The sequence below is a fragment of the Mesorhizobium loti genome (genome assembly GCA_014189435.1).
Lineage (GTDB): Bacteria > Pseudomonadota > Alphaproteobacteria > Rhizobiales > Rhizobiaceae > Mesorhizobium > Mesorhizobium loti_G.
This window is the reverse complement of record CP050293.1, coordinates 867973-890906: the sequence shown is the minus strand read 5'-3', so window position 1 is coordinate 890906 and position 22934 is coordinate 867973. Positions and strand designations below refer to the sequence as shown.

The following is a 22934-nucleotide window of genomic DNA, read 5'->3' as shown; positions in this document are numbered from 1 at the left end:
TCAAGCCCCCGGACGGCGTCCCTCCCACGCCGCCTGAAGGAGTTCCCTGATGGATCCCGGATCGATTGGCCTCGGATTCGCATAGGCATTCTTGACCGCGATGGCCGCCGCGCGGTCGAGATCGGCCTCCTTGATGCCGATCGCCTTCAGGCTCAGCGGAGAGCCGACCGACTGCGCGAAATCCCAGAGCCCACCGCCCGCCGAGCCACCACCGAATGCCTCGGTGATCGGGCGCAGCAGATCGGGCACCGCCACTTCGTTGAAGGCGGTCGTGTACGGCAGCAGGATGGCGTGGGTTTCGGCATGCGGCGTGTCGAACGAGCCGCCGAAGACATGCGCCAGCTTGTGATGCAGCGCCATCGAGACATAGCCGAGCGCGGTCGAGCAGCACCACGCCGCATAGAGCGCCTGCGTCCGCGCCGCGCGATCCTGCGGATCGCCGATCAGCCTTGGAATGCCGTCCCGGAAGGCAACCATGGCATCCCTGCACATCAGCACGATCACCGGATTGCGATCGGGGGCATAGAAAGCCTCCATCGCATGGGCGATCGCGTTCATCGCCGAGGTGACGGTGAGACTTACCGGCAGGCTCAGTGTCAGATCGACGTCGTAGATCACCGTCTCGGGGCGGATGTCCGGCGAGCGGCGCGTGGTCTTTTCACCAGCCGCCGTCTCGCCAAGAATGTCGGTCATTTCCGAGCCGGCATAGGTTGTGGGAATGACCACTTGGTCGGCGCCGGTGCGCACGGCAATGGCCTTGCCCAACCCGGTGGTCGAGCCGCCGCCGAGGCTGACGACCGCCGAAGCGCCGCTGGTGCGGAAGGCATCGACGGCCTGTTCCGTAACCTCGACAGGGGTATGCATGACCGCGCCGGCAAAGATCCCGGCAGCGAGGCCGCCAAGGCTTGCGGCCAGTCTTTCCGCATCGCCCTTCTGGTGCGGTGTCGACAGCACCATCACCTTGTCATGGCCGAGCCGCCGGACTTCCTCCTCGACGCGAGCCATGGTGCCGGCACCGAAGACCACCCGTGTCGTCAGGCCCGGAAAGATGAAGCTGTCCATCATCGCGCCGCCTCCATGCGCGGGCCACGTCCGGCCGCGAGGTCGTCGAGGATTGTGCCCAGCATGGCAATCTCGGCGTCCGAGACCTCATGGCCGCGGCCCGGGAACAGATCGGCCCGCAGGCTCGCGCCAATCCGCCCCAGCGATTGCGCGGCATCGGCAAACGCCGAGACCGGAATCCAGGGATCGGCATCGCCGCCGGAAAGATAGATCGGCATTCCGGCCGGCGCGGCCTCTGATCTGTCGTCCGCCGGTACACCGACACGGCAGCCCGTGAAGGCCACCAAAGCGTCCGGCGGCGGCAGCCCAGCGCAGAGATATTCGATCGAGAGACACGCCCCTTGCGAGAAACCCGCGAGAAGCAGCGGCAGTCCGGGCAGTTCCGCCCGCGCCGCCACCACGGCGGCCGCAAGATGATCGAGCGCGTCGGAAAGCTGCGCCCGGGCGACCGGCGTCAACGGGTCGACGGCGCGCGCCTCCCACCACATGCCGTGCGGTGCGCGCGGCAGGATGAAGGCCACGGCGGACGCCGAAAGTCGCGACAGCACATGGGACTGCATCTCTTCGGGCGATTGGCCGCGGCCGTGGACGAAGACGCAAATCGCCTTCGCCTCCGGGCCTCTTGGCCCAAGCCTGAGCGGACCGCTGCCTGAACTCACGCGAAATCCGCCTCTTCCAGGCCGGCCTGCAATTCGCTCTCACGGTCCTTGAACCACGGCGGGAAGACCAGCGTCTTGCCGATCTGGCCCGGAGGCTCGTCCTTGGCCCAGCCTTCCGGCGTGGTCCAGGCAATTTCGAACAGCGCGCCGCCGGGCGAACGGACATAGCAGGACTTGAAGTAGTTGCGGTCCTTCTGCTCCGATATGTCCGTGAAGCCGAGGCCCTCGATATGAGCGCGCAGTTTCAACTGGTTCTCTTCGTCACCGGTGTTGAGGGCGAGGTGGTGGATCGTGCCGCCCGCCAGCGTCCAGGTGCCCTGCGGGCTGTCGCGGTCGACAATGACCTCCACGCGCTGTGCCACGCCGGTCGCGTCGGGCACGCGGAACACGAGCCCCTCGTGGTCGTCGGCCTCTTTCTCCATCGGCAATGCGATGGTCAGGAAGTCGTCCATGGCGGTGCGGTCCATCACCGCCACCACGGCGCCGTAGATTCCCTTGATGCCGTGCGCCTTGCCGATGCCCTGCGCCTCGTTGGTGATGGGCGTACGTGGATCCCTGTCGCTTTCCACCAGCTCATGCGAGATGCCGCAGGGATGTGCGAAAGCCGCACGGTCGGCGCCAAAACGGGTGATCTTGATGGCCTCGATGCCGCGCGCGTTCAACCGGTCCACCCAGAAATCCGCGGCCCCCTTGGGGATCGACTGCATGATGGTGCGCGACTGGTTGGACCCACGGCGGCCATAGACGCCTGGCTTGCGGAACGGGAAGGTGGTGATGATCGTCGAGGCATCGCCATTGGGCGAGCCGTAGTAGAGGTGATAGACAGGAATGACGCCGTCGAACAAGACGGTGCGCTTCACCGAATGCAGGCCGAGTGCCTTGGTGTAGAAATCAAAGTCTTCCTGAGCGCTGTCGGTTGAGAGCGTCAAATGGTGGTAGCCGCTGATACGTGCCATCGGTCATCTCCTCCCAGAGGTTTCGGTATCGCTGCGCCGCTGCGGGCAGAGCACGAGGTTGAGGTCGAGCGCGTGCTTGCGTTTTCCTCCATTGGGCGGCAGCGCGCGGAACTCGGCCATGAGTTCGGGTTTGACCCCGAAGATGGCATCCCGGCCGATCGCAGGGTCCGACCGGTCGAAGATGTGGGTCGTCAGCGTCTCGAAGCCCTCCGCCGAGACGCGAAAATGGATATGGGCCGGCCGCTCAAGGCCGAGGCCAAGCGCTGACATCAATTGACCGACCGGTCCGTCCGAAGGCAGCGTGTAGCCCTTCGGCTTCACCGTCGCGAAGTGGAACCGCCCCTGCGGATCGGTACGGAAGCGTCCGCGCAGATTGAATTCCGGCTGCCTGTCGGGTTCCTGGTTCTCGTAGAGACCCTCGGCATTGGCCTGCCAGATCTCGACCGTCGCATCGCCGATCCCAGCGCCGTCGAGCGTGACGATGCGGCCGGCAACCTCCAGCGGCTCGCCCTTGTGATCGCGCGAGATGTTCGCGCCGGGCACCATCTCCGGCACATCGGCCCGGTAGAAGGGCCCAGCCAGGGTGTTTGGTGTCGCCCCGGCGGGGCGCGGGCTGTTCTGATCCTCGATCAGCGAAGACACGCCCAGGACATCGGCGAACAGCACCCATTCCTGGCGCCGCGCATCGGCGTAGTGGCCAACCTCGGTCAAAAAATCGATCGCCTGGCGGAATTCCTCGCCGGAGGGTCGCAACTCCACGATCAGCGCGTGCAAACCATCCACCGCAGCCTGCGCCGCCGCCGCCAGGCGGGACTGGCCCATTGCTGTCAGGCGCCGCGAGAATTCCTCGGCCTGCGTCGATATCGCCTTGGGGAATTCATCCCGCTTCGGGTCGTGCTGGCCGTGCATTCCGCCGGGGCCTCCCTTCCCCTTGCCAAGCGGAATAGCACGGCCCGACGCGGTGCTTGATGAGATGTGACGTCCCTTGTATAGCGTTTTGCTATGAAGCTGAACGAGCGCCATCTTATGCAGCTCGCCGCAGTGCTGGATGCAGGCGGCGTGTCGGAAGGAGCCGCCATGCTGGGCCTTACCCAGCCGGCGGTCAGCCGATCGCTGGCCATGCTGGAGGCGCGGGTGGGTGAGCCGCTCTTCCTCAAGGGCCGCCGGCCGTTGCAGGCGACACCGCTCGGCTTCCAGCTGGCGGCGCAGGGCCGCACGATCATCACCGCGTCGCGCAAGGCGTCGGATGCGGTGCAGGGCTTCATGAAAGGCACCAAGGGCGTCGTCCGTGTCGGCGGCGTGCCTTTCTTCATGGATGCGATGATCAGCCGGATGATCGGGGAATTCCAGAAGCTCGAACCGGAGGTCACCGTTCAGCAAAGCTATATGAACCTGCCCGAGATGGTCGCGGCGCTGGAGAGCAACCAGATCGACCTCGGCATCGTGCCGATCGGCGTGCTCGACCTCGGACCCGGCTTCGAATTCACCGAAATCCTGCCTGGACGCAACGTCGTGGCTTGCCGGCCCGACCATCCCCTGCTGCGAAATCGCCGCCTCAGGGCGCATGACCTGACCAGCTTTCCCTGGGTGGCGCCCCTGCCCGGCTCTCCGCTGATGTCGGACCTGCAGATGATCCTGATGAGCATCGGCATGTCGGACCTGAACATCCGCTATTCGGGGGGCTCGCTGATGAGCGTGATCAACTTCCTTGCCGAAACCGATGCGTTGGCCGTGCTGCCATTCTCCGTGGTCTTCGCACAGCGCAAGGAGAACCGGGTTACGGTGCTGCCCTATGAAATCCCGCAGCCCAGCCGCTCGCTCGGCATCCTGCGCCGGGTCAGCGGGCCACGCTCACCCGCGGCAGAGCGCTTCGCGGGCCACGTCACGACTGCCTTCGAGAATCTGAAGCACATCATCAAACGGCATGAGAACGCCGTCGTCTGGGGGCGCTGATGCATGTCGCCCAAAAGTAGCCTCTGAAGAAGAGACCGGACCTTAGGCGGCTACGCCGCCCAGATAGGCGCTGATGACCGCTTCATTGCTCGCCAGATCGCTGCCTGGTCCCTCAAGAACGATGCGCCCGGCTTTGAGCACATAGCCGTAGTCGGCGAACTTCAAGGCGACTTTGCTGTTCTGCTCCACGAGCAGGATGGTCACGCCTTCACGATTGAGGCGCTGCACGATGTTCATGACTTCCTTGATCAGTTGCGGCGCCAGGCCCATGGAAGGCTCGTCGAGCAACAGCACCTTGGGCGCGGCCATGAGGGCTCTGCCGATCGCCAGCATCTGCTGCTCACCGCCCGAGAGGTTCCTTGCATCGCCATTCTGCCGACGCGCCAGGATGGGGAAGAGCTCAAAAACGTGGTCCAGCCGTCGCCGGCGCTCGACGTCGTCGGCAAGCGTGAACGAGCCGAGGTCAAGGTTCTCCTTGATCGTCATGTCGCCGAAAATACGCCTTCCCTCCGGGACGTGGACGAGCCCGCGATGTGGCAGGCGGTGAGCAGGGACTTTGGTTATGTCCTCGCCCAGGAAGCGGACACTTCCAGAGGACGCGGCAACAAGGCCGGAAAGTGTGCGTAGCGTGGTGCTCTTGCCCGCGCCGTTCGCGCCAAGCAGGGCGACGATCTGGCCGCGTTTGACCGAAAGGCTGACGCCATGCAGGGCTTCGATGCCGTCATAGCGCGCGACGATGCGGTCCGCGGAAAGAACGATTTCGGCGTCCATCATTCCTCCGTACCGAGATAGGCTTCGATGACCCGGGGGTCTGCGCGCACCGCCTCCGGCGGCCCGTCGGCGATCTTCTGACCGTAGTCGAACACCACGATCTTCTCCGACACTTGCATGACCAGGCCCATGTCGTGCTCGATCAGCAGGACGGTGACACCGGTTTCGTCACGGATGCGGCGGATCAGGTGCACAAGGTCCATCTTCTCGCGCTCGTTAAGGCCGGCGGCAGGCTCATCCAGCAGGATAAGCTGGGGCGCCGACGCCAAGGCTCTTGCGAGTTCGAGCCGCCGTTGATCGCCATAGGAAAGACCGCCGGCCCGGCGATGCGCATGCTGCTCGATGCCGACGAAACCGAGCCAGTGCATGCCGGCAGCGCGGATCGCCTCCTCCTCGCGCCGCTGGGCCGGCAAGTGCAGGATCGCCGACACAATGCCGTGGCGGCTGCGGCAATGCTGGCCGGACATGGCGTTTTCCAGAACGGTCATTTCCTTGAACAGCCGGATGTTCTGAAACGTGCGGGCGAGCCCGAGCGCGGTGATGCGATGCGGCGGCAAACCGGTGATCGGCCGGCCGCCCAGGCTGATCGAGCCGCCCTTCGGCTTGTAGAAGCCGGTCATGCAATTGAAGAGCGACGTCTTGCCGGCGCCGTTCGGCCCGATAAGACTGTTGATGGCGCCCTTCTCGACCGAGAACGAAATGTCGTGAAGGACTTTCAGTCCTCCGAAACTGAGGCGCAGATCGCGGACTTCCAGCAAGGCCATGGTCAAACTCGCTTGTCCGGCCAGAGCCCGTTCGGCCTGAAGAGCATGATTGCCAGCAGCGCAACCGCGGTCACCAGCGGACGGTAGGTGCCCGCGCCGCGCAGCACTTCCGGAAGCAGGGCTACCAGAACGGCGCCCAGGACGACGCCGGGAATGCGGCCCATGCCACCCAGGACGACGCCGAGCAGGATGAGAAGCGATTGGTTGAAGGTAAAACTCTCCGGCGAGATGGCCGTCATCTTGGCCGCGTAGAGGCATCCGGCCACGGAAGCGATCACCGCGCCCATCATATAGGCCTGCAACTTGGCCGTGACACGGTTGATGCCGATACCGGCAGCGGCGTCCTCATCATAGCGAACATAGAACCAGGCTCGTCCCATTCGCGACCGCTCGACGCTCAGGCAGACGAAGGCGGTGAGCAGCGCGAGCACCAGGAACGCATAGTAGAAGTGCTGCACCTGCATCAGCCTGAAGCCGAAGATCTCCGGCCGCTCGATGCCGATGAGGCCGCTGGCGCCACCGGTGATGTCGAGGTTGCGGGCGATGATGCGCACGATCTCGCCGAAGCCCAGCGTCACGATCGCCAGATAATCGCTGCGCAGCCTCAAGGTCGGAGCGCCGATGATGATGCCGGCCACGCAGGCTGCAGCCATGGCGACCGGGATGGTAAGCCAGAAATTGAACCCGAATTCCGCGGTCAGGATGCCTGACGTGTAGGCGCCAACCGCGAAGAAGGCGGCGTAGCCGAGATCGAGCAGGCCCGCATAGCCGACGACAATGTTGAGGCCGAGGCACAGAACGACATAGAGCAGCGCCGTGGTTGCCACCTCCGTCACATAGGCGTTGGCGAATTGCGGCAACACCAGCGCGCAGGCGAGCGCCGCCAACCCAGGCAGCACAACGGACCAGCGTATCAGTCGCGGCTGCGCGGTGGCCGACATGCTCCTCACTTCGTCGGTCATCACACCCGCTCCACCACCGAGCGACCAAGAAGGCCGGTCGGCTTGAAAACAAGGAACAGAATCAAGGTCCCGAACACGAAGACGTCACGCCACTCCGATCCGACGAAGGGCAAGGACGAACCGAAAGCCTCAAGCAGGCCGAGCAGCAATCCGCCGAGCATGGCGCCCGGCACGCTGCCGATCCCGCCTATGACAGCGGCGGTGAAGGCCTTGAGCCCCATGATGAAGCCCATGAAGAAATGGACACTGCCATAATAGGCGCCGGCCATGACCCCGCCGCCGGCGGCGAGCGCCGAACCCATGAAGAAGGTCAAGGCGATCACCCGGTCGACATCGATGCCCATCAGGCGGCTAGCCCCCATGTCGATGGACACCGCGCGCATCGCCTTGCCGTACATGGTGCGTGAGACGAAGGCCTGCATGCCGGCCATAAGAGCGATGGAGGCGGCCACCAGCACCATCTGCGTGTAGGTGATATGAACGGTGGAAATATCGACGCCGGCAAAACCGAGGTCCGTGTTGAAGGCATAATGTCGCCCGCCTGTCAGGGCGAGTGCGGTGCCGTTCAGCACCATCGACGCACCGAGCGCCGTGATCAGGATGGAGAGGCGCGGCGCATTGCGCATCGGCCGATAGGCGAAGCGTTCGATGACAACGCCGAGCAAGCCGACGACCAGCATCGACATCAGCAGGGCACAGACCACGCCCAACCAGCCGTTGCCGACCCATATGCCGACGAAGGAAAACACGATGAGGCCGACGAAGGCGCCATTCATGTAGATGTCGCCATGGGCGAAATTCAGGAGCTTGATGACGCCGAAGACCATGCTGTAGCCAAGCGCGATCAGGGCATAGAACGAGCCGACGATAAGACCGTTCACCAGTTGCTGAATAAGCAGGTCGAGCGTCATTGATGCTCCGGGGGCAGAATTGAAAAAGTCTTGCCTGGGCGCAGCGTCGGCGCGCCAGACAATCGGCGGTGACGCCGAGGCCGCCACAAGGCCGGCCTCGGCGTCAATCTGGTTCGCCTTTATTCGACAGCCACCCACTTGCCGCCCTTGGCGATCACCGGGCGGAAGTTCGACGTCTGGAGCGTGTTCTTGTCGGTGAACTTGATTTCACCGGCAAGGCCCTTGAAGTCGCTTGCCTTGAGCGCTTCGATGATCGCTTTCTGATCCGCCGACTTGGCCCGCGTGATCGCATCGACAATCAGGTCGCCCACATCATGGGAGAGAGCCGCATAGGCGCCGGCGTCGCGGCTATAGGTCTCCTTGTACTTGGCCTTGAAGTCGGCGGCGCCGGACAAGAGGTCGACGGTCGGCGGGGACAACAGATACACGCCCTCACCGGCCGAGCCGGCGATTTCCAGATATTCCGGCGAATTGTTGCCATCGCCCAGCACAATGCCGCCCTGGAAACCGGCCTGCCGAAGCTGCTTGGTGAGCAGGGCGCCACCGGCATGGTAGGCGGTCCAGAAGACAGCGTCGGCGCCGCTTGACTTGATCTTGGTGACGACCGCGGAATAATCCTGCTCGCCGGCCGTGGTGGTCTCCTTGGCGGCAATCTCGCCGCCTGCGCTTTTGAAGGCTTCGGCGGTCAGCTTGGCCAGGTCGGACGAATAGGCATCGCCTTCGTCCACGACCGCGATTTTCTTGTAGCCGTTCTTCTTGAAGAGTTCGACGGCCGTCGTCGCCTGCATGTCGCCGGTCGAATTGGCGAGGAAGGCATTGCCCTGATTGGCGGCGACGAGCTTGGTCGAGTTCGCTCCGATGATGACGAACGGAATGCCGGCGTCACCGTAGATCTTCAATGTCGGCAAGACGGCGCCCGAGCAGTAGCCGCCGACGATGGCGGTCACGCCCTCCGAGACAAGCTTGCTGCCTGCGGTCACCGCCTGCTGCGGATCGCACGCGTCGTCGGCGGTCGTGGTGGTGATCCTGTCGCCGTTGACGCCGCCTTTTGCGTTGACGGCATCGATCGCCATCTTCACGGCATTCTCCATGTCCTGCCCTTCACTGGCCAGTTGGCCAGTCATGGGGGCCACGATGCCGATCTTGATATCGGCAGCCGCGGCCATAGTGGTCATAGCCAGCCCGGCAAGGGCGGTCGCACAAGCCAGCCTCTTGGCAAGCCTCTTGAAGGAAACAACCATTAATTCTCTCCATTTCCCCTGTTGGCGCATCCAGGCGGCGTGCCCGAAATGCATTGTTTCGCCCCTCGGTTGGCTGCGGAGCGGTTATGTTGAGCAAGATCGCCAGCCGGCCACGCGATTTCTCACCGGCAGGCTCCTGATCCGCTGATCAGTGACTGCCGCCGGAAGCCCGGGCATAGGCTCCCCGATAGCGGTTCTCCTGGATGCTCTGCATGATCTCGGCCTCGCGGGCTTCCTGCGCCCGGACAGCGGTCAACAGGGCCGCGGCACCGTCGATTGGAAATGCCACGACGCCATCCTCGTCGCCGACGACGATGTCGCCAGGACCGACGACCATGCCGCCTATGCAGACGGGAACATTGATGGCTCCCGGACCATCCTTGTACGGTCCGAGATGGATGGCCGACCGCGCGAAGCACGGAAACGGACTGCGGCCGATGGCACCGGCATCGCGGATGGCGCCGTCGATGACAATACCCGCGGCGCCGCGCGACGCCGCCACACTTGTCATGATCTCGCCGACCAGCGCGCGCCCCTCATAGCCACCGCCATCGACGACAATGACGTCGCCGGGCTGCAACAGATCGAGTGCACGATGGATGAACTGGTTGTCGCCGGGGCGGGTCCTGACCGTCAGCGCCCTCCCAGCCATGACGCCGCTCATCCGATGAAACGGCCGTAACCCGACAGCTCCGGGGACACGAGCGAGATTGTCGCTGATCAATGGCGTCGCAAGAGCGCGGAACGCGTCGATCAGTTCGCTTTCCTGTGATCCATCCGCCATCGCCTGCACTCCCCGTCGTCGGCACTTTTGTGAATATAGTATCCAATCACAATTAATTCGGTGGAGTCAACCGACCTTGCGATGGTCGGCGGAAAAAAGCCAAAGCAGCTTACGAATGGCGCGTGGCGGGCCAACCCGACCCCACGACTCCGCCCATCCGGGCTTGCAATGGCGTCGAAGTTCAAGATAGATTGGATAACATATCCATAAATGTCATGATTGTGAAAAGGGATTGGGTTGTGAAGCACGCAGGAAAAGTCGTGATCGTTACCGGGGCGGCACAAGGCCTGGGCCTTGCCTGCGCCGAGCGCTTTCATGCCGATGGCGCCAAGGTTGTGCTTGTCGACGTGCAGGCAGATCGCGGGCGCGCGCATGCCGAACGTCTTGGCGAGCGCGCCGTCTGGCTGTCCGCCGACCTTTCCGAAATCAACAGGGATATGGCCGACGGCATTATTGCCAAGGCCATGCAAAGCTTCGGCGGTGTCGACGTGCTCATCAACAATGCCGGCATCATCCATCTGGACGATTTCGTCGACTTCCCCGAGGAGGCCTTCGACCTGGTTCAGCGCGTCAATCTCAAGGCGCCCTTCCTGCTCGGGCAAGCCGCGGCAAGGGCCATGATCGCGCAGGGACGCGGCGGCTCGATCATCAACATGTCGTCGATCAACGCCATTCTGGCCATTCCCAATTCCGTCGCCTATGCCGTGTCCAAGGGTGGCATCAAGCAGCTGACGGCGGTGATGGCCGTCGGACTGATCCCGCACAACATCCGCGTCAACGCCATCGGCCCCGGCACCATCCTGACCGACATGGTCAAGAGTTCCGTCATGGCCAGCGAAGCGCAGCGCCAGACCATCCTGTCGCGCACGCCGAGCGGCCGATGTGGCGAACCTTCGGAGATCGCCAGCGTCGCATCCTTCCTGGCTAGCGACGACGCTTCCTACATTGTCGGCCAGACCATCTATCCGGATGGCGGCCGCCTGATCCTGAATTATACGGTGCCGGTGAAGGACTGACCGCCCGTGGTTGCCGGTACGCCCCACATCAGTCTTGCGGGATCAGGCGCGCTGCTGCTCGATGGCGCGCAGGGGGCTTTCAATGATGCCACCCAGGAGCTGGTCTGGGCGGTTGCGAATGCCGCGCTGACCCTCGAGGGGGTGCGCGAGGCCGTTCCCGGCATGAACAACCTGCTGGTGGTGTTTGACCCGCTCGCTACGGACGCCAAAAGCGTCGGCAGTCAACTGATGTCGCTCTGGGCCTGCACCGACGCCCACGCGGTAACCGGCACGCATCATACCATTCCCGTCAGCTATGGCGGAACTCGCGGCGAGGACCTCGCCGGCTGGGCCGCGCATTGCGGCCTGTCCGTCGACGAGACCGTCAGGCGCCACGCGGCGGCCAGCTACACCGTCGCCGCCATCGGCGCCATGCCGGGCTTTCCCTATCTGTCCGGTCTCGACCCGCGGCTCAGCTGGGCAAGGCGCAGCACGCCTCGCCTCAAAGTCGTCGAGGGCGCCGTCATCATTGGCGGCGCGCAGGCGGGTATCATGCCGATGACCGCGCCGTCCGGATGGCACATCATCGGCCATACCGACGTGAAGCTGTTCAAGGCCGAAGCGGAATTGCCCGTGCTGCTCAGGCCCGGAGACACGATCCGATTCGCAATCGCGGAGATCGAGGCATGATCGAGATCCTCACCACCGGCCTGCCGAACACGGTCCAGGATCTCGGCCGGCCCGGTCATCTGGCGCTGGGGGTCAGCCATGGTGGCGCCATGGACGCGCAGGCGCTGGCGATCGCCAATCTCATGCTGGGCAATGATCCCTCGGCTGCCGGGATCGAGGTCGCGCTGCATCCGTTCAGGCTGCGCGTGCATATCGACACCGCCGTCGCCATCACCGGTGCGGATTGCGCCGTCAGTGTCGGCGATCGGCCCTGCCCGCCCTGGTGGGCCATGACGATCCGCGCCGGCGAGACCCTTGTCCTTGAAGCACCACGCGTCGGTGCTCGCTCCTACATCGCCTTTGCCGGCGGGCTCGATCTGCCGCCCGTCATGGGGTCGCGCGCGACGGATGTGAAAGGCAATTTCGGTGGGCTCAGCGGACGCGGCCTGTCGCGCGGCGACCGGCTTGCGCTCAATCCGGCGCAATGCCTGTTTCCCAAGGGCGGGATTGGCGCGGCGCTGGAGGAGCGACGGGGCGCGGCGGACGGCATGGCCTCGGCAATCGAATTGCGGGTTCTGCCAGCCGCCGAGTTCGACGCTTTCACGCCGGAGGCCCAGGCGGCTTTCACCGACAGCGAGTGGAGCATCACCAACGACGCCAACCGGATGGGATATCGCCTTTCCGGGGCGACGCTTTCCCTCCTCTCGCCGCTGGAATTGCTTTCGCATGGCATCGTACCCGGCACCGTCCAGGTGCCGCCGTCCGGCCAGCCGATCATCCAGCTTGCCGATGCCAACACCTGCGGCGGCTATCCGAAGATCGCCACGGTGATCGAAGCCGATTTCTGGCGGCTGGCGCAAGCGCCGGTCGGGGCGCGCCTGCGTTTCTCAGCGGTCTCGATCGAAGCGTCGACGGAAGCGCATCGCGCGAACCGGCAGCAACGTCGCGACTTTGTCGCGGCCCGGAACCTCATGGCCGGCGAGCAGAGGGCTCCATGAAAATTCGCCCCTTCACGATCGAGATTGCCCAGCCTGAAATCGACGATTTGAACAAGCGCATCTCGAACTGGCGCGAGCCGGACCAGTTGCAGGGAATTGGCTGGGCGCAGGGAACGGAGCACGAGGAACTGCGGCGGCTTATGCAGCACTGGTGCACCGGCTTCGACTGGCGCAAGCAGGAAGCCGCCTGGAACATCCATCCGCACTACCAGACGGATATCGGCGGCCAAACCATCCATTTCATCCATGCGCGCGCCGCTGTTGCGACCGGCAGGACGGTCATACTCACCCATGGCTGGCCTGGCAGCGTCTTCGAATTTCACAGGCTGATCCCACTTCTGACCGACCCGCTTTCGCATGGCGGAAGACGGGAGGACGCCTTCAACGTCGTGGTCCCGTCGATTCCCGGCTATGGCTTTTCGAGCCGGCCGAGCAGACCTGGTCTCAACCTGTTCACAATTGCCGACCTTTGGGCCGAGTTGATGAGCCGTCTCGGCTACAAACGATATCTCGCCCAGGGAGGGGATCTTGGCGCCAGCGTGTCGACCTGCCTGGCGCACGCGCATCCCGACAGTCTCGCCGGGGTGCATCTGAATTTCATCCCCGGCTCATTCTCACCTCCTCACGATGCCAGCCCGGCCGGCGACTTGACGCCGGAAGAACGCACCTTCCTAAAACGGAAGGCCGGATGGGCGGATCTTGACGGCGCCTATGCTCATATCCAAGCGACGCGCCCCCAAACGCTTGCCTACGGGCTGACGGATTCGCCGGTCGGACTGGCAGCGTGGATGATCGAAAAATTCCGCGACTGGAGCGATTGCGACGGCGATCTGGCCAACGCCGCATTTGCGCGCGACGACATGCTCGCCAACATCTCGCTTTACTGGTTCACCCGGACCATCGCTTCGTCGATGCGGCTCTATTGGGAAACGCGCGCCCGGCCGCTTGCATTCGCGCCCGGCACGACGATCCATGTCCCGCTTGCGGTGGCGTTGTTTCCCAAAGAGCTGCCGATGCCGCCACGGAGCTGGGTCGGGCGCGTCTTCAAGGACATCCGCCAGTGGACAGCGATGCCGCGCGGTGGTCATTTCGCAGCCCTCGAGCAGCCCGCTTTGCTTGCACAGGATCTAAGAGCCTTTGCCGGTGGTCTGGATTTTTGACGGCACCTGCATTCGCGCAGCCAAACCCGAAGGCCAGAAATGACCAGCACCGTTCTCACCATCGATGCCCTGCATGAGCGCGTCGATGCAATTTTCCGCAAGGCCGGACTGAACCCCATCCAGGCCAGCGCCATCACAAGGGTCATCGTCGCGGCGGAACGCGATGCCTGCAAGTCACATGGTGTCTACCGGATCGATGGCGCCCTGCGGACGATCAGGGCCGGGAAGGTGAACCCGAACGCGGTGCCTGAATTGTTGCCGCAAGGCGCGCCCGCCATCGTGAAAGTGGATGCGAAGCACGGCTTCGCCAACCCAGCATTCGAACTGGGTCTGCCGGTGCTGGTCGAACGGGCACGTTCGTGCGGCATTGCCGCGCTCGCGATCAACGATGCGGTACATTTTTCCGCCCTTTGGGTGGAGGTCGAAGCTCTGACGCAGGCAGGCCTTGCCGGCCTTGCCATGTGCCCGAGCTACGCCACGGTCGCTCCGACCGGCGGCAACGGACCCTTGCTGGGCACCAATCCTTTTGCCTTTGGCTGGCCGCGCGACGGACAGCCTTATGTTTTCGACTTCGCGACCTCGGTTGCCGCGCGCGGTGAGATCGAGCTGCACCGCCGGGCCGGCAAGAAGCTGCCGGAAGGCTGGGCCATGGATTCTGACGGCAGGCCAACAACCGATCCCGAAGCCGCCCTGGCGGGCGCCATGCTTCCCTTCGGCGGTCACAAGGGCTCAGCCATCGCGACAATGATCGAGCTGCTCGCCGGGATCATGATCGGCGACCTGACCAGCCCCGAGGCACTCGATCTGCTCGGCACCACGACGCTCTATCCATCGCATGGAGAGCTGATCCTCGCTTTCTCGCCACAGGCTTTTTCCGCCGGTCGTCCCGGCAACCCGCTGGGTCGAGCTGAAACTCTGTTCGAGGCGATCCTTGGCCAGGGCGCGCGCCTGCCCTCGCAGCGGCGATTCATTGCCCGAGCAGCATCGGAGAGTGGCGGCATCAGCCTCTCGGCTCAGGAAATCGAACAGCTCGATCGATTTCTTGAAGAAGGACTCGGCGGCGTTTGAGGTGATCCGTCCGCCTCACTCAGGTTTGGTCATCAAGGGGAAAGGGAGAAAAATGCGCTGGTCAAGAACATTCACGGTCGTCGGCTGCCACGCCGAGGGAGAAGTAGGCAATGTGATCACCGGCGGCGTCATGGACGTGCCCGGCAAGACCATGTTCGAAAAGAAGGAATATCTGCAAGAGCATATGGATGACATACGCGGGCTCGTTCTCTTCGAACCGCGCGGCGCGCCCTACGTCAACGCCAACATCATCCTGCCACCCTGCGATCGCTCGGCCGACCTCGGCTATGTGATCATGGAAAGCACCGAATACCCGCCCATGTCGGGTTCGAACACCATCTGCGTCGCCACCGTGGCGCTGGAGACGGGCATGGTGCCGATGAAGGAACCCGAGACGCGGCTACGCATGGAAGCGCCGGCCGGCATGATCGAGGTGCGCTGCCTCTGCGAGAACGGCAAGGTGAAGCAGGTGGAGTTCACCAATGTGCCGGCTTTCGCCTTCCACCTCGACACGCATGTCGAAGTCGAGGGGCTCGGCACGATCACCGTCGACACCTCCTATGGCGGCATGACTTTTGCCCATGTGAATGCCCGCGCACTCGGCTTTGCCGTGAAACCCGACGAGGCTCACCAGATGTCGCTGATGGGCCAACGTATCAAGAAGGCGGTCAACGAGCAGCTCGAGGTCGTGCATCCGGAGAACGCGAAGATCCGCGACGTGTCCAACGTCATATTCGAAGGCCCGATCGAGCGCGTCGACGGGCGCGTGGAAAGCGTCAACGGCACGGTGTGTCTGCATGGCAGGCTCGACCGCTCGCCGACAGGCACCGGCACCACCGGGCGGTTGGCGGTGATGTCGGCAAAGGGGCAGATCGCCAAGGGCGAGTTGTTCCGCAACAAGTCGATCATCGGGACCCATTTCGATTCCCGCGTGATCGCCAATGCGCGCGTTGGCGATCGCGACGCTATCGTGGTCACCATCGCCGGACAGGCCTGGATCACCAGCATCGGCCAATATGGCCTCGACCCGACAGACCCTTATCCACGCGGACATCGCCTCAGCGATGTCTGGTTCTGAAACGGTGGCGGCCGTGCCCTCCGGCGCGGCCGCGTAACCGTTCCGCCGTGCTCAGGTCGTTGCTGCGAACGCCCTGACCCTGACGCCGCTCGCCTCCAGCCGTCTCCTGACGTGCGCGGCGATGGCGACGGCCGCCGGCGTGTCACTGTGGACGCAGATCGAATCGATCGGCGTCTGCAGCATCTGCCCGGAAAGCGTTTCGATGGCGCCTTGCTTGACCATCCGCACGACCCGTTCCGCCGCCTTCTCCGCATCGTGGATGACCGCGCCGTCCAGCTTGCGCGAGACAAGAAAGCCTTCCTCCGTATAGGCGCGGTCGGCAAAGATTTCGGACCTGACCGTCAGGCCCGCGTCACGTGCGATCCTGTCCTGGAAGCCGAGCGCAATGGCCAGGCAGATCAGGCGGGGATCGACGGCCTTCACCGCGCGCGTCACGGCTTCGGCGACGCCACGGTCTGTCTGGGTAAGGTTGCCCAGCGCGCCATGCGCCTTCACGTAGCGGATCGGGTGGCCGGCATAGGCGGAAAGCGCCTGCGCCGCCCCGATCTGGTAGGCGACCAGCCTTTCGATCTCATCCATGGAATGCGGGATGATGCGGCGTCCGAATCCCCACAAATCGGCGAAGCTCGGATGCGCGCCAACGGCGACGCCCTTTTCGCGCGCCATCGAGAACGTGGCTGCCATGATCTCGGGGTCGCCGGCATGAAAGCCGCAGGCGACATTGGCGGAACTGACGATGTCGAGGATCGCTGCGTCGTCGCCAAGCCTGTAGGCTCCAAAACCCTCGCCCATGTCGGAATTGATATCGACCTGCAATCCCGTCATGGCGCTTTCCTCAGTGTGGTTTCAACCATTGCCGGCGCCCTCACGCCAGCTCGTAGAGCGGCGTGCCGTAACCGACGATCGCTCCGTCCTCGACCAGCGCCGCGCCCAGAACGCCGTCTGCCGGCGCGAGCACGGCCTTCAGGCATGGGCCGACCTGCAGGACGCCGACCGTCTCGCCCTTGCGAACCGTCTGGCCAGGTTCGGCAACCGGCCGACCGGTCGTTGGATGATCGAGACGGAACACGCCGACGCCGGGCGCACGCACGCCCTTGAAGACCGTTTCAGCCTTCGGCGCTCCGGCAGCAGCCAGGGGTGCTGCCACAACAACGGCCTGCATATGCAGGCGAAGCGAAAAAGCCGGCCTCCACCAATTCGATCTCGCCTATGCCGGCGCTTGCGCACCAGGCGGTCAGCCTTTCGATCTCCTCAACCGTCATCGCCGTCTCGTCCCTGGAGCAGACCGCCTTCAATGAGATGTTCGAGATGATGGATATCGAAGCCGCCGGCGGCGAAGCCGGGCTCTTCCATCAGGATGCCGTGCAGCGGCGCATTGGTGGCGATGCCGACGGCCTCCATCTCGCCCAGCGCGCCGCTCATGCGCCGGATCGCCTCGGCCCGCGTCGCGCCATGCGCCAGCAGCTTGGCCACCAGCGAATCGTAATGCGGCGGCACCGTGTAGCCGGAGTAAAGATGCGATTCGACGCGGATTCCGGGACCACCGGGCGGCGTCCAGCGCTCGACACGACCCGGATGCGGCCGAAAGCTGTAGGGATTTTCAGCGTTGATGCGGCATTCGACAGCGTGGCCCTGAATGCGGATGTCTTCCTGGCTGAACGACAGGGGTTCGCCCCGAGCGATGCGGATCTGCTCGCGCACGATATCGATGCCGGTGACGAGCTCGGTGACGGGATGCTCCACCTGCACGCGGGTGTTCATCTCGATGAAAGAGAAGCGCCCGTCCTCGTAGAGGAACTCGAACGTGCCGGCCCCCGTATAGCCGATGGTCAGGCATGCGCGGGCACACAGCTCGCCGATCTCGGCGATCGCCTCGCGAGCGATGCCGGGCGCCGGCGCCTCCTCGATGATCTTCTGGTGGCGGCGCTGCATGGAGCAATCCCGCTCGCCGAGCCAGACCGCTGTACCGTGCTTGTCCGCCAGAATCTGGATCTCAATATGGCGCGGGTGCTCGAGGAATTTCTCCAGATAGACTTGCGGGTTGCCGAAGGCCCGGTCAGCCTCTTTCACCGCCATCGAAACGGCTTCCATCAGGGCGCGCTGCTCACGCACGATGCGCATGCCGCGCCCACCGCCGCCACCTGCCGCCTTGACGATGACCGGATAGCCGATGGCCTCGGCAATGGCGCGCACTGCCTGCTCGTCCTGCGGCAGCGCACCTTCCGAACCCGAGACGCAGGGAACGCCGGCAGCGATCATCTTGCGCTTGGCGGAGACCTTGTCGCCCATGGTGCGGATCGCCGCCGCGGACGGTCCGATAAAGATAAGGCCGGCGTTTTCGACGGCCTCGGCGAAGGCGGCGTTTTCAGAGAGGAAACCATAGCCCGGATGGATCGCGCCCGCGCCGGTGAGTTGCGCGGCGGTGATGATCTCGGCGATGTTGAGATAGCTCTCCGTCGCGGCAGCCGGTCCGATGCAGATTGCCCTGTCCGCCAGCGCGACATGGCGAAGGCTGGCATCCGCTTCCGAATGCGCCGCCACCGTCTTCAATCCGAGATCGCGGCAGGCGCGCAGGATGCGCAGCGCGATTTCACCTCGGTTGGCGATAAGGACGGTGTCGAACATCGCCGTCAGCCCAAATCTTCGAGAACGAACAGCACGTCGCCGGACTGCACGGCGGCATGGTCGTCGAAAGCGATCTGGACGATCCGCCCAGTGCGATCGGATTCCACGACATTGAAGGTCTTCATGGCTTCGAGGACGCCGACCTTCTGCCCTTCCTCAACCACATCGCCAAGCGAAGCGAGCGGCGGTTCGCCTTCGGTGCCGGAACGGTAGAACACGCCTGTCAGCGGCGCGCGGATCGAATGCCGCACGATAGGCGGAGCTGTCGAAGCCGGATTAGAGGAGACGACGGTGCCTGCGGCTGGCCCCGGCGAAGGCTGCGCCTGCGCCGCCTGCCTGGACATGCGAATGCGAACGCCGTCGCGCTCGATCTCCAGTTCGGCAATGGGCGAACGCGAGACAAATTCGATCAGCTTCTGGACGAAGTCGAGATCCATCGCCGGCCTATCGCAGCGCTTCGACAGCCTCGGCGATACGCCCGATCGCTTTTTCGATCAGGTCCATCGACGTGGCTATGGAAATGCGGAAATGCGGCGACAGGCCGTAGGCAGAGCCCTGCACCACCGCGACCCGCGCCTGATCGAGCAGGTAAAGCGAGAAGTCGTCGTCGCTGCCGATAGGCGTGCCGTCCGGGCGGCGACGGCCGATCAGGGCCGAGCAATTGGGGTAGAGATAGAAGGCGCCCTCGGGCGTCTGGCAGGTGAGGCCGGGAATGGCGCGCAGCAACTCCAGAGCGCGGTCGCGCCGGGTCTGGAATTCGAGCGCGCGCGGACGAAGAAAGTCCTGAGGGCCTTCAAGCGCTGCTATGGTCGCGGCCTGCGAGATGGATGACGGGTTCGACGTGCTTTGGCTCTGCACGGTCGCCATGGCGCGGATCAGCGGTTCCGGCCCGCCGGCATAGCCGATCCGCCAGCCTGTCATGGCATAGGCCTTCGACACGCCGTTGACTGTCAGCGTGCGGTCCTTCAGCCGCGGCTCGACGCCGGCGATGGTATGGAAGACGCGCCCGTCGAACAGGATATGCTCGTAGATGTCGTCGGTCAGAACATGAACATGCGGGTGGTCGAGCAGCACCCCGGCAAGTCCCGCAAGTTCGTCGCGGCTGTAGACGGCGCCTGTCGGGTTGGAAGGCGTGTTGAGCAGCAGCCATTTGGTGCGCCAGGTGATGGCGGCTCGCAGGGCTTGCGGCGTCAGTTTGAAGCCTTGCGCCTCCGTGCAGGGAACGACCACGGGCTTGCCTTCCCCGAGCAGGACGATGTCGGTGTAGGAAACCCAATAGGGCGCGGGGACAACCACCTCGTCACCGGGGGCCAGCGTCGCCAGCAGGGCGTTGTAGATGATCTGCTTGGCGCCACCCGCGACACTGATTTGCGAAGGCTTGTAATCGAGGCCGTTCTCGCGCCTGAATTTTCCGGCCACCGCCTTCTTCAGCGCTGCGGTGCCGTCGACCGCCGTATAGCGCGTCTCACCCCTGCGCATCGCCTCGTAGGCCGCCTCGACGATGTGCGGCGGCGTCGGAAAATCCGGCTCGCCGGCGCTCAGGTTGATGACGTCGATGCCGGCCGAGCGCATTTCGATTGCCCGCGCGGTGACCGCCATGCTGGGGCTTGGCTTGATGACGTCGAGACGGGGAGCGATGAAGCCCACGGAACAATCCTCGGTATGTCTGATATCTGCTGCAAATTGGATAATGTATTCTTATTTTCGCGTCAAACCCCTTTTTCTGCGTCGAAGACCGGGTTATGTCTCATTTTAGAGGTGGGTCGATAGAGGAAAGTATCCAATCCTTCCTCACCACGCATGACATTCGAGATAAGGAACACGACTGGAATGAGCACAAACTACGATGTGGTGATCGTCGGCGGCGGCGTTGTCGGCAGCTCGATCGCCTACTTCCTGTCCGCCAATCCGGATTTCGACGGCAGGATCGCCGTGATCGAGCGGGACCCCTATTACACGGCCTCCTCGTCTTCCTTGTCGACCAGCGCCATACGCCAGCAATTCGGCACGGCGCCGAACATCGCCATGTCAAAGTTCAGCATCGACTTCCTGCGCCAGGTAAAGACGCGGCTTGCCATTGGCGACGAGTTGGCGGACATCGGCCTGCACGAGCCCGGTTACCTCGTGCTGGCGACACCTGAGCGGGCCGACGCGCAGCGTGCCAAGAACCGCGTTCAGCGCGGCATGGGCGTCGACGCCGAACTGATCGAGCAAGCCGACCTGGCGCGACGCTTCCCATGGCTCAACACGAACGATCTCGCCCTTGGCTCGCTCGGCCTTGGCAGCGAAGGCTGGTTCGACGGCCCCGGCCTGATGCAGGCCTTCCGCCGCAAGGCACGCACGCAGGGCGTGGACTATCTTGCCGCGACCGTGACCGGACTGACCATGGCGTCTCCCGGCAAGGTTGGCGAAGTGGTGCTGGACAATAGCGAACGGCTTGCCGCCGGCACGGTGATCAACGCGGCCGGACCATGGAGCGCGGGCATTGCCAGGATGGCCGGAGCCGAACTGCCGGTTGTCCCGAGCAAGCGCTGCGTCTTCGTCTTCGAAACGCCGGCAAGGATCGAAAACTGCCCCTTCGTCTTCGACACAAGCGGCTTCTGGCTGCGACCGGAAGGTCAGCTCTTCCTGTGCGGTATTCCGCCGGTGCGCGACAACGACCCGGACGATTTTGGCCTGGATGTGGACTACGACCTGTTCGACGAATTGATCTGGCCGGCGCTGGCCCATCGTGTGCCCGGCTTCGAACAATTGCGCATGCTGCGCGCCTGGGCGGGGCTCTACGAGTACAACACCTTCGACCACAGCGGTATCATTGGCCGGCATCCCGAGATCTCGAACCTTGTCCTGGCCACCGGCTTCAGCGGCCACGGCATGATGCATGCGGCGGCGACCGGGTCGGGCGTCAGTGATCTCATTGCCTATGGCGAGTACCGCTCTGTCGACCTGTCGGCCTTCCGCTACGAACGGATCGCTGGCAACCAGCCCATCGAAGAACATGTCTACTGAAGCGAAACGGGCGACATGGCATCGCGGTGACAACGGTGCTATGCGTCCACTTCTTCAATCAAAACGGCGCCAGTCAACAACCAAGGCGGCCGCCCCAGGCTGATTCATGCTCGTACAGAAGAAAACCATCTCGACCCAGGTCGCCGATGCCATCCGGCAGAAGATCCTGATCGGCGAATACGAGGCCAACTTCCAGCTGCGGCAGGAGCATCTGGCCACCGAGTTCGGCGTCAGCCGGATTCCGGTGCGAGAGGCGCTGCATCAGCTTCATTCGGAAGGTTTTGTCACGCTGGTTTCCCACAAGGGCGCCGTCGTCACCTCCATTTCCCTGGACGAGATCCTCGAGCTCTACGAATTGCGGGCCCGGATCGAAACATGGCTGCTGGCCCTAGCCATTCCGAGGATGACGGACGGCGACCTTGCGCTGGCCCGCGAACGGGCAAAGCAGCACCAGGAGCAGGGCAAGACGGGCGAGTACTCGAACCAACTCAACTGGAACTTCCACGCCGCGCTCTACCAGCCGTCCGGCCGCAAGGCGACCATCGAATTGGTGGGACGCATCTACCAGCAGCTGGAGCGGTACACGCGCATGATGGTGACGCTCACCGAGATCCAGGCCCAGTCCGACCGCGACCACTGGCAACTCATCGACCTGTGCGAAGCCAAGGATACGCTGCGCGCCGTCGGCCTTTTGGAAATGCATATCATCACCAGCGGCAAATTCCTGGTCGACCGGCTTCAGGAACTGCGGGGCAGCTGACGGACCAGCCATTCCGGACTCGATCCGCATCGGCTTTCCCCTTCGCACGCGCAGATCATTTGCCGGGCAGATTGGTCGCCCGCGTCAGCAGGATCACGCCTGCCTTGTCGGCCGTGTCGTAATAGGTGAAGCCGGTGCGGTTTTCCCGGCGCCCGCGCATCAGCACGGCAAGTCCATCGGTTTTCGCCTTGGTTTCGGCTGCGTCCGCATCACGAACCTCGAAGCCGATGTGGAAGACGCCTTCACCCTTGCTATCGAGATGAATCCGCTGCGGTGAAGGATCGCCGTTCGGCTCGCACAGCTGCAGCTGAACGTTCGGCAAGTTGCAAATCCGGTATTGCATCGCCTTGAAACCCTCGGGACTTGGGACCTCGAGTTCTTCGTACTCGGCCAGCGGCGGGTAGGACTCCCATGGCCCGATTCCGATGGAGTCGTAATAGGCCTGCGCCTTGTCGATATCGTGCACGACGATGCAGAGATGATGCAGCTTGTCGAAATTACCCATTTTC

24 protein-coding genes and 1 pseudogene are annotated in these 22934 nt (G+C 63.9%); 9 read left to right on the top strand and 16 right to left on the bottom strand.

Annotation, left to right across the window (positions count from 1 at the left end; all coding sequences use genetic code 11):
- The 4 genes from HB777_04255 to HB777_04240 are packed head-to-tail and all read right to left on the bottom strand — an operon-like array spanning nt 1 to nt 3586.
- Nucleotides 1-1065, bottom strand: coding sequence for a maleylacetate reductase (locus tag HB777_04255; GenBank protein ID QND63211.1), 1065 nt, complete (start codon nt 1063-1065; stop codon nt 1-3).
- Nucleotides 1062-1721: a phospholipase gene (locus HB777_04250; GenBank protein QND63210.1), complete on the bottom strand. Its 660-nt coding sequence runs from the start codon at nt 1719-1721 to the stop codon at nt 1062-1064. The genes HB777_04255 and HB777_04250 overlap by 4 nt, the downstream gene beginning before the upstream one ends.
- The gene (locus HB777_04245; GenBank protein QND63209.1) at nt 1718-2677 is read right to left on the bottom strand and encodes a glyoxalase; all 960 of its coding nucleotides are present in this window, start codon (nt 2675-2677) and stop codon (nt 1718-1720) included. Before HB777_04245 ends, HB777_04250 begins: the two co-directional genes overlap by 4 nt.
- A 3-nt stretch (nt 2678-2680) precedes the next feature.
- A complete protein-coding gene (locus tag HB777_04240; protein ID QND63208.1) occupies nt 2681-3586 on the bottom strand; it encodes a 6-chlorohydroxyquinol-1,2-dioxygenase in 906 nt (301 codons plus the stop codon).
- Between the two features lie 93 nt (nt 3587-3679).
- Between HB777_04240 and HB777_04235 the strand changes: the two genes are divergently transcribed.
- Nucleotides 3680-4630, top strand: coding sequence for a LysR family transcriptional regulator (locus tag HB777_04235; GenBank protein QND63207.1), 951 nt, complete (start codon nt 3680-3682; stop codon nt 4628-4630).
- Between the two features lie 42 nt (nt 4631-4672).
- On the opposite strand, the gene HB777_04230 is transcribed toward HB777_04235, so the two are convergent.
- From HB777_04230 to HB777_04205, 6 genes are all read right to left on the bottom strand, one after another.
- Nucleotides 4673-5401, bottom strand: coding sequence for an ABC transporter ATP-binding protein (locus HB777_04230; GenBank protein QND63206.1), 729 nt, complete (start codon nt 5399-5401; stop codon nt 4673-4675).
- Nucleotides 5401-6165 carry an ABC transporter ATP-binding protein gene (locus tag HB777_04225; protein ID QND63205.1) on the bottom strand — a complete coding sequence of 255 codons (765 nt, stop codon included), beginning with the start codon at nt 6163-6165 and terminating at the stop codon, nt 5401-5403. Before HB777_04225 ends, HB777_04230 begins: the two co-directional genes overlap by 1 nt.
- Before the next feature lie 2 nt (nt 6166-6167).
- The gene (locus HB777_04220; protein QND63204.1) at nt 6168-7130 is read right to left on the bottom strand and encodes a branched-chain amino acid ABC transporter permease; all 963 of its coding nucleotides are present in this window, start codon (nt 7128-7130) and stop codon (nt 6168-6170) included.
- Entirely contained in the window at nt 7127-8038 is a 912-nt protein-coding gene (locus HB777_04215) for a branched-chain amino acid ABC transporter permease (protein QND63203.1), read from the bottom strand. The genes HB777_04220 and HB777_04215 overlap by 4 nt, the downstream gene beginning before the upstream one ends.
- Nucleotides 8039-8157: 119 nt before the next feature.
- A complete protein-coding gene (locus HB777_04210; GenBank protein ID QND63202.1) occupies nt 8158-9333 on the bottom strand; it encodes a branched-chain amino acid ABC transporter substrate-binding protein in 1176 nt (391 codons plus the stop codon).
- A 94-nt stretch (nt 9334-9427) separates the two neighbouring features.
- Nucleotides 9428-10063, bottom strand: coding sequence for an RraA family protein (locus HB777_04205; GenBank protein ID QND63201.1), 636 nt, complete (start codon nt 10061-10063; stop codon nt 9428-9430).
- A gap of 239 nt (nt 10064-10302) precedes the next feature.
- Here HB777_04205 and HB777_04200 point away from each other — a divergent pair, with 239 nt between their 5' ends.
- Genes HB777_04200 through HB777_04175 form a run of 6 tightly spaced genes read left to right on the top strand, consistent with a single transcriptional unit; the run spans nt 10303 to nt 16031 of the window.
- Nucleotides 10303-11079 (top strand): SDR family oxidoreductase, encoded by a 777-nt coding sequence (locus HB777_04200; GenBank protein QND63200.1) that lies wholly within the window; start codon nt 10303-10305, stop codon nt 11077-11079.
- Nucleotides 11080-11085: 6 nt separating this feature from the next.
- A complete protein-coding gene (gene pxpB, locus HB777_04195) occupies nt 11086-11748 on the top strand; it encodes a 5-oxoprolinase subunit PxpB (protein QND63199.1) in 663 nt (220 codons plus the stop codon).
- Nucleotides 11745-12725, top strand: a complete 981-nt coding sequence (locus tag HB777_04190; protein QND63198.1) for a biotin-dependent carboxyltransferase family protein — start codon at nt 11745-11747, stop codon at nt 12723-12725. The genes pxpB and HB777_04190 overlap by 4 nt, the downstream gene beginning before the upstream one ends.
- Nucleotides 12722-13885 carry an epoxide hydrolase gene (locus HB777_04185; GenBank protein QND63197.1) on the top strand — a complete coding sequence of 388 codons (1164 nt, stop codon included), beginning with the start codon at nt 12722-12724 and terminating at the stop codon, nt 13883-13885. Before HB777_04190 ends, HB777_04185 begins: the two co-directional genes overlap by 4 nt.
- Before the next feature lie 39 nt (nt 13886-13924).
- Nucleotides 13925-14953 (top strand): Ldh family oxidoreductase, encoded by a 1029-nt coding sequence (locus HB777_04180; protein ID QND63196.1) that lies wholly within the window; start codon nt 13925-13927, stop codon nt 14951-14953.
- Nucleotides 14954-15005: 52 nt separating this feature from the next.
- Nucleotides 15006-16031, top strand: a complete 1026-nt coding sequence (locus tag HB777_04175; protein QND63195.1) for a proline racemase family protein — start codon at nt 15006-15008, stop codon at nt 16029-16031.
- A 51-nt stretch (nt 16032-16082) separates the two neighbouring features.
- Here HB777_04175 and HB777_04170 read toward each other — a convergent pair whose 3' ends face one another.
- From HB777_04170 to HB777_04150, 5 genes and pseudogenes are all read right to left on the bottom strand, one after another.
- Nucleotides 16083-16856 carry a LamB/YcsF family protein gene (locus HB777_04170; protein ID QND63194.1) on the bottom strand — a complete coding sequence of 258 codons (774 nt, stop codon included), beginning with the start codon at nt 16854-16856 and terminating at the stop codon, nt 16083-16085.
- A 40-nt stretch (nt 16857-16896) separates the two neighbouring features.
- A pseudogene (locus HB777_04165) lies at nt 16897-17293 on the bottom strand (biotin attachment protein).
- A complete protein-coding gene (gene accC, locus HB777_04160) occupies nt 17283-18656 on the bottom strand; it encodes an acetyl-CoA carboxylase biotin carboxylase subunit (GenBank protein ID QND63193.1) in 1374 nt (457 codons plus the stop codon). The pseudogene HB777_04165 and the gene accC overlap by 11 nt, the downstream one beginning before the upstream one ends.
- A 5-nt stretch (nt 18657-18661) precedes the next feature.
- A complete protein-coding gene (locus tag HB777_04155) occupies nt 18662-19093 on the bottom strand; it encodes an acetyl-CoA carboxylase biotin carboxyl carrier protein subunit (GenBank protein ID QND63192.1) in 432 nt (143 codons plus the stop codon).
- Between the two features lie 7 nt (nt 19094-19100).
- The gene (locus HB777_04150) at nt 19101-20303 is read right to left on the bottom strand and encodes a pyridoxal phosphate-dependent aminotransferase (GenBank protein QND63191.1); all 1203 of its coding nucleotides are present in this window, start codon (nt 20301-20303) and stop codon (nt 19101-19103) included.
- Nucleotides 20304-20486: 183 nt separating this feature from the next.
- On the opposite strand from HB777_04150, the gene HB777_04145 reads away from it, so the two are divergent.
- Together HB777_04145 and HB777_04140 are read left to right on the top strand one after the other, a co-directional pair.
- The gene (locus HB777_04145; GenBank protein ID QND63190.1) at nt 20487-21665 is read left to right on the top strand and encodes an FAD-binding oxidoreductase; all 1179 of its coding nucleotides are present in this window, start codon (nt 20487-20489) and stop codon (nt 21663-21665) included.
- 106 nt (nt 21666-21771) lie between these two features.
- Nucleotides 21772-22425: a GntR family transcriptional regulator gene (locus HB777_04140; protein QND63189.1), complete on the top strand. Its 654-nt coding sequence runs from the start codon at nt 21772-21774 to the stop codon at nt 22423-22425.
- Between the two features lie 55 nt (nt 22426-22480).
- Here HB777_04140 and HB777_04135 read toward each other — a convergent pair whose 3' ends face one another.
- Complete coding sequence (locus HB777_04135; GenBank protein QND68646.1) at nt 22481-22930, bottom strand: VOC family protein; 450 nt, start codon at nt 22928-22930, stop codon at nt 22481-22483.
- Nucleotides 22931-22934: the final 4 nt, after the last annotated feature.